Origin of the sequence: Streptomyces apocyni, assembly GCF_009739465.1 — a bacterium.
GTDB classification, from domain to species: domain Bacteria; phylum Actinomycetota; class Actinomycetes; order Streptomycetales; family Streptomycetaceae; genus Streptomyces; species Streptomyces apocyni.
The window spans coordinates 212,232-218,861 of record NZ_WHOM01000044.1 but is presented as its reverse complement, the minus strand read 5'-3'; the positions used below and the strand labels follow the sequence as shown (position 1 = coordinate 218,861).

The 6,630-nt window shown below is 73.5% G+C and carries 5 protein-coding genes; 1 reads left to right on the top strand and 4 read right to left on the bottom strand.

All coding sequences use genetic code 11. The features are described 5' to 3' along the window. Nucleotides 1-244: 244 nt before the first annotated feature. Both GCN81_RS10065 and GCN81_RS10060 read right to left on the bottom strand, forming a co-directional pair. Nucleotides 245-1,606: an SWIM zinc finger family protein gene (locus GCN81_RS10065; RefSeq protein WP_197287552.1), complete on the bottom strand. Its 1,362-nt coding sequence runs from the start codon at nt 1,604-1,606 to the stop codon at nt 245-247. After that, the gene (locus tag GCN81_RS10060; RefSeq protein ID WP_156723834.1) at nt 1,603-4,539 is read right to left on the bottom strand and encodes a DEAD/DEAH box helicase; all 2,937 of its coding nucleotides are present in this window, start codon (nt 4,537-4,539) and stop codon (nt 1,603-1,605) included. The genes GCN81_RS10065 and GCN81_RS10060 overlap by 4 nt, the downstream gene beginning before the upstream one ends. A gap of 283 nt (nt 4,540-4,822) precedes the next feature. Here GCN81_RS10060 and GCN81_RS10055 point away from each other — a divergent pair, with 283 nt between their 5' ends. Continuing rightward, complete coding sequence (locus GCN81_RS10055; protein ID WP_156723832.1) at nt 4,823-5,005, top strand: hypothetical protein; 183 nt, start codon at nt 4,823-4,825, stop codon at nt 5,003-5,005. Nucleotides 5,006-5,571: 566 nt separating this feature from the next. Here the strand turns inward: GCN81_RS10055 and GCN81_RS10050 are convergent. Further along, nucleotides 5,572-5,895 (bottom strand): hypothetical protein, encoded by a 324-nt coding sequence (locus tag GCN81_RS10050; protein WP_156723830.1) that lies wholly within the window; start codon nt 5,893-5,895, stop codon nt 5,572-5,574. A gap of 87 nt (nt 5,896-5,982) precedes the next feature. Then, a complete protein-coding gene (locus GCN81_RS10045; protein ID WP_156723828.1) occupies nt 5,983-6,582 on the bottom strand; it encodes a class I SAM-dependent methyltransferase in 600 nt (199 codons plus the stop codon). Nucleotides 6,583-6,630 lie beyond the last annotated feature (48 nt).

Here is a 6,630-nt window from a genome sequence, read left to right as displayed (position 1 = left end):
GAACAGGGCGTACACCGCGTCGAGGTCGCGGTCGGCGTTGCGCCCCGCCGCCCCGCCGCCCCGCCGCCCCGCCGCCCCGCCGCGGTGTGCGGCGCGCTGCAGGCGGCTCGGCCCCGGCTCGTTGGCGACCTGCCATGGCCCCACCCGTGATGCTCCATCTGTCACTTCGGGGCTTCGGGGGCACGGGCGCGGAGCGGAATCACGGTCCGAGGGGCTCTTCGTTCCGCGCTCGGGCTCCCGCCCGTCACTCCCGGCCCGTAGCCACCGCCAGCGCCGTAGCCGGGTCGTGCGTGGCGGGGCCCGCCGGGGCCCAGCGGCCCCGTTCCTTGCGGTAGGGCCACCAGCGGCCGTCCCGGCCGTGCCGTAGCTGGGCCTGTGCGTCGACAACCGTCCAGCGGTTGCGCGCGGCACGCAGCTGGGGACGCTCGTCCTCGTCCCACGCCGCGTCCAGTGCGGCACGCGCGCGTGCCAGGGCGTCCTCCCGGGGGGTCCACTCCTCTTCGAGTACGGACAGGGCTGCCGCACCGCCGAACTCCCAGGCCCGTACGGCGAGCGCGAGCCCCTCGCGGTCCCGACCGGAGCCGGTCGCGAGCCGCGCCGTGATCCCCACGTCCGCCCCGACTCCGTCCCCGTCCCCGGGTCCGCCCCCAGCCCCAGCCAGCCGGACCGCGTCCTGCTCCGGAGTCAGCGCGGCGTCGACCGGCTGCCGCGCGTGGTCGGGTGCCAGCGCTTCGGCCAGCATCTGGTGCGCCGTCGCCGCCGCCCGGGCGGCCAGGAACTCCAGGGCCGCAACGTCGATGCCCGGCGCGGGCTCCGCCTCGGTGTCCAGTGTGGGCGGAGCGCCCGGCGCCTCGGGCAGCACCGGGGGAGCGGGCAGCGGCGGCAGGATGCCCCCCATCGCGTACGCCTCCCGCGCGGACACACCCTCCGGAGCCCTCGGCGGCGGCGCCGCGTCGGCCCCGACGTCATCGGGCGCCGCCCGTGCGACGCTGCGCGCCTGCAACTCGTCCAGGAGCTCCCGCTCCCCACGCCCACGCAACAACAGCAGCACGAACGGGTCCTGGTCGAGCAGCCGCGCCAACTGGTAGCAGAGTGCCGCCGTATGCCCGCAGTGGTCCCACGCGCCACAGTCGCATTCCGGCTCCAGGTCACCGATCCCCGGCAGGAGGTCGACGCCCGCGGCCGCGGCGTCCTCGACCAGATGGGGCGGCATCTCGCGGTCGAGCAGCGCCGCGATATGCCCGGCGCGCTCGACGGCCATGTCCAGAAAGCGGTCCCACGCGTCCTCGCTGAGCCGCTGCAGCAGCACATCGGCGCGGTGCGTTTCGCGGGCACGGTCCCGGACGACCGAGGTGATTCGGCCTGGGCGCACCGAGACGGCGCCGACCGCTCCGGATCGCGCCAGCCTGCGCCCTGACTTCACCTGCTGGGTGTCCAGCGCCGTATCCTCCAGCGCCCTCAGCCATGCCTGTCCCCACCAGGAGGTCGCGAAGCCGCGACCATGGGCTGGGGGCAGCGCGGCGAAGGTGCGCTCGCCACCGGGGGCGTCGTCGGTCTCATGATCGTCATACGCATCGCTGTACGGATCCCTGTACGCATCGCTCATCGGGCGCCTCCTCGCAGCTCGACCAGGTCGGCCAGTTCCGCGTCGGTGAGTTCGGTCAGTGCGGCCTCGCCGGAGCCGAGCACGGCGTCCGCCAGCCCCTGCTTGCGTTCCAGCATCTCGGCGATGCGGTCCTCGATCGTGCCCTCGGCGATCAGCCGGTGCACCTGCACGGGACGGTTCTGCCCGATGCGGTACGCGCGGTCGGTGGCCTGCGCCTCGACGGCGGGGTTCCACCACCGGTCGTAGTGCACGACATGCTCGGCGCGGGTCAGGTTGAGCCCCGTACCCGCGGCCTTCAAGGACAGCAGGAAGACCGGGACTTCGCCGTCCTGGAAGCGCCGCACCATCGTCTCGCGTGCGTGGACGGGCGTGCCGCCGTGCAGGAACTGCGTGGGTACGCCACGCGCTGCCAGATGCCGTTCGACGAGCCGCGCCAGCCGCACGTACTGCGTGAAGACGAGCACGCTCGCGTCCTCGGCGAGGATCGTGTCCAGGAGCTCGTCCAGCAGCTCCAGCTTGCCGGAGCGGCCGGAGATCCGGGGCCGTTCCTCCTTGAGGAACTGCGCCGGGTGGTTACAGATCTGCTTGAGCCCGGTGAGTAGTTTGACGATCAGGCCGCGCCGTTCCATGCCGTCGGCGGCGGCGATCGCGGCCATCGTCTCGCGCACCAGGGCTTCGTACAGGCCCGTCTGCTCGACGGTGAGCGAGACGGCACGGTCGGTCTCGGTCTTGGGTGGCAGTTCGGGGGCGATACCCGGGTCTGATTTGCGCCGCCGCAGCAGGAACGGGCGCACCAGCTTGCCGAGCCGTTCGGCGGCCGCCGGGTCCGTGCCGCTCTCCACGGCGTTGGCGTAGCGGGAGCGGAAGGTGCCGAGGCGGCCGAGCAGTCCGGGCGTGGTCCAGTCGAGGATCGCCCACAGCTCGGAGAGGTTGTTCTCCACGGGGGTGCCGGTGAGCGCCACGCGCGCGTGGGCGCCGATTGTCCGCAGCTCCTTGGCGGTGGCCGAGTACGGGTTCTTGACGTGCTGGGCCTCGTCCGCGACCACCATCCCCCAGGAGACCTGGGCCAGTTGCCGGGCGTCGAGCCGCATGGTGCCGTAGGTGGTGAGCACGAACTCGCCGTCCGCCAGGTCGTTCAGGCCGCGCGAGGCACCGTGGAAGCGGCGGACGGGTGTGCCGGGTGCGAACTTCTCGATCTCGCGCTGCCAGTTGCCCATCAGCGACGTGGGGCAGACCACCAAGGTGGGGCCCGCGGACGCGGGGTCGGTCTGCCGGTGCAGGTGCAGGGCGATCAGGGTGATGGTCTTGCCGAGCCCCATGTCGTCCGCGAGGCAGCCGCCGAGGCCGAGCGAGGTCATCGTGGCCAGCCAGCCGAGGCCGCGCAGCTGGTAGTCGCGCAACGTGGCGGCGAGCGCCTCCGGTTGCGCGAGGGGCGGGTCGGCCTCCGGCTGCGTGAGCCGCTGGCGCAGCGTGGCCAGCCAGCCGGTGGGCGTCACCTCGACGCGTCGCCCGTCGACCTCGGTGGAACCGGTCAGTACGGCGCTGAGCGCGTCGACCGGCGTCACCTTGTGATCCTGACGGGCACGCGCGCGCTGGGCTTCGTCGGGGTCGATGAGCACCCATTGGTCGCGCAGCCGCACCACGGGTCGGGTGGCCTCGGCCAGTTGGTCGAGTTCGGCGCGTGTGAGCTGCTGGCCACCCAGTGCGAACCGCCAGTTGAAGGCGAGCAGGGCGTCGGCGGACAGGAAGGACGGGGTTCCGGAGGCCGCTCTGATGGGCTCGTCACCGCCCGCGTACGAGTCCGGACTCAGGTCCGGACCTGAGACTAGGCCCGAGGCCGGGACCGGCACGTCGTCGGGCGGTCCGATGGCGGCGCGCGCGGTGAGCTCGCGGGCCATCTCCCGGGGCCAGTGCACCTCGACGCCAGCCCCGGCGAGCGCCCGGGCCGCCGCCCCCAGCAGCTCGGTGACCTCCTCGTCGGCCAGCTCGATCGCGTCGGGTACGGCGGCCGACAGCAGCGGCGCCAGGGGCGCCCAGGCGCGGGCCGCCCGGCGCAGGGCGAGCAGCGCGTCCAGCTTGCCGCGCGGGCCGAACGCCAGGGAGGCCGCGCCGGACCGCGCCCATATCTCGGCGGCGTCGGCGACCAATGCCGGGTCACTGACGCTGTGCAGCTGCGGTACGACGCGGAAGCTCGGCCCGGTCACGTCGACGGTCACGTCGTCGGTCGCGTCTGCCGTCAGCCCCAGCACCTCGACGCGCAGCGAGACCCGTACGCCCGCGTCATGTCCGGCCGCCACATCCGCGGCCCAGGCACGCTGGTCGGGGATGTGCTGACGCGCCGCCGCCGCGAACGCGGGGTGGCCGGTGGCCAGGGGCGCGGCGGGGGAGCGGGGCAAGGTGTCGGCGACCGCGTCGAGGAAGGCGCGCAGGAGCGTCTCGGGCTCCGCCAGGCGCGGTGGGTCCGTTCTTGGCAGAGGTACGGCGTGCGCGGTGGGCGGCATCGCGGCGGCCAGCTCCCGCAGCCGCCCCAGCTCGTCGGTGCCGAGTGGCCCGGCGCGCCAGGCGTCGTACTCGGTCGCGGACACGCCGGGCAGCAGCAGCCCACGCGCCGTGAACTCCAGGGCGAGCAGCCCGGCCGCACCCCAGAAGACAGCGGCCGGATGCGCCCCGGGCACGGTCCGCGCGCGGGTGAGTACGGGGAGCGCGGTCCCCGTCTCCAGCAGCAGCGCGGGCACCCGGACGGGGGCGACCCCGGTGGCGCCCGGCAGCGCGACGGTCAGCTCGTCGGCCGTGCCCGCCGAGGTGATCGGTGGTTGCTGTCCGTCGGGGGACCAGAAGGCGACCCGGCTGGCGCGTGCCGGGTCGGTGGGCAGGAACGTCACGGAGCATCGGGCGAGTTCGTGGATCTCAGCGGGCGTTGCGGGGGAGGGCATAGGCACAGGAATGCGCATTCCTCAAATTTGACTACTCTTTCCGGAGTGGCCGAGGGTACATCAGCGAGGAGGCAAATGGTCCCGCTGGAGGTGTGACCCCAGCCACTTCTCCTCGAGGGGTGAGTGGAGGTGTGCCGGGGTGTGCGCGACGGCGGGTGACCCTCTCAGGGTTGAGTAGGGGGCCATGTCAGGGTTGCGTCAGGGGTCCACACTGGAACTACGGCGGGCACGAGGCCGTTCTCATCAACAGAGAGCGGCAGCAGCCGCGAAGGAGGCGACGCACATGTCGAATACCGCGAAGATCGCCGTAGGCGGCGTGGCGGTCGGGCTCATCCTGTGGATCTGGCTGCCCTTCTGGGCCGTGCTGCTGATCGTGCTCGGGGTGCCCGCGGCCGCTTATATGACGCTTGACCCGTCCCAGCGGCGCAGGCTGCGCCGCGTCTCCCGCAAGGAGATAGGGCACTGACCTCCGCCTGACCGATCCGACGGGCGGCTCAGCGAGGGTGTACGCCCATGTGGCCGAGGGCGCCGAGCAGCTCGGGAAACCGAGCGGCTCGAGCGCCCGCCCTCGCCTGCTCCGCCTGGGGCGCCCGGAGTCAGGCCCGTCGGCGGTGACCGTGACTGTGTACGTGAGGCCCGGGAAACTCGCTCGTCCCACGCCCCGGCCCACACGTACGCTGCCCGGCATGTCCCGGTCCCGGCACCATTTCATCTGCACACCCTGTCGCGCCGACTTCAAGAGGGCGCCCGACTACGCGCGCGTGCGGGGCGATGTCTGCCCCCGGTGTGGCGGTGCGCTGATTAACGCGGGCTCCGCGCTCGCGGTGCCGCCGCGCCGTGACACGGCGGCTTGGCGCGCGCTGACCGCCGTACTGCACGCCGGTGTCCACTTCCGGCAGGGTTGCTGCGGTGGCCCTGGATACCGTCCGCGCACACCGCGCGAGGTCCGCGAACGCCTGGAGTTCGCCGCCGCCACCGGGACCCCCGCGTCGGAGGCGCTCGTACACCCCGACCCGGCGCCGACCACCGACGTCACGCGGCGGGCAGGCCGAGGAGGCTTCGCGCGACGGTCCGCGGCGACTCGTCGTGCTCCCGCGCGAGGGCGATGACTGCCCGGCACGCCAGCTCGCTGACGCCGAAGGACAGTGCCTCGGGCGAGACCCAGCCCGCCGCCTCGTCCATCCGGTCCCGATCGTCCTCCGCGCAGGCCGAGACGTACGCGGCTGCCGCGTCGAACAGGTTGGGTGGTGCCTTCCGGCCGCTGGGGGCTTTCCGCTCGGACCCCGGGGCCGACTGCCCCGGAGCCCTCCCGTCCGGCCTGAACAGCCTGCGCAGTCTGCTGAACACTCGGACCACCTGCCCCCGGTGCGATCGGCTCGGTCGTTCCGCCCAGTGTGCCCCGACGCGCCCCGACCCCGGGGCGCTTCGGGCTGTGGGCTCCGGTCAGTCCTGACGTACCGCCAGTGCCAGGAAGCGGGTGTCCTCGTCGACGTACTGCGTCATCCGCCAGCCGGAAGAGGTCAGCAGCGGGCGGAGGTTGGCCTCGGCGCGCAGATCGCCCGGTGTGACCTCGCGTCCCTGCCGGGCGGCGAGGGCGGCCCGGCCGATGGGGTGGAAGAGCGCGAGGCGCCCGCCGGGGCGTACCACCCGGGCCAATTCCCGCAAGTTCTCCGCTGGTTCTGGAAGGTGCGAGACGAGCCCGGCGCCGAAGACGGCGTCCAGCGACCGGTCGCGCAGCGGCAGCCGGGCCACATCGGCGAGCAGCAGTTGTCCGGCGGCCTCGCGCCCGGCCCGTACTGCCGCTGCCAGCATGGCGGGAGTCAGGTCGGCGCCGATGACCACACCGGCGGGACCCACCGCCCGGCGCAGCGCGGGCAGCGCCCGCCCAGTGCCGCAGCCCGCGTCGAGTACGGCGTCACCGGGCCGCAGCCCGAGTTCGGCGACTCCGGCCTCGTACGCGGGCCCGTCGTCGGGGAAGCGGGTGTCCCAGTCGGCCGCCCGCGCCGCGAAGAACTCCTCAACATCTGCGTGGTCGTTGCTCATACGTCTCATGATTCCGCATCCGCGTGTTCCGCGTGTTCCGCACGTTCC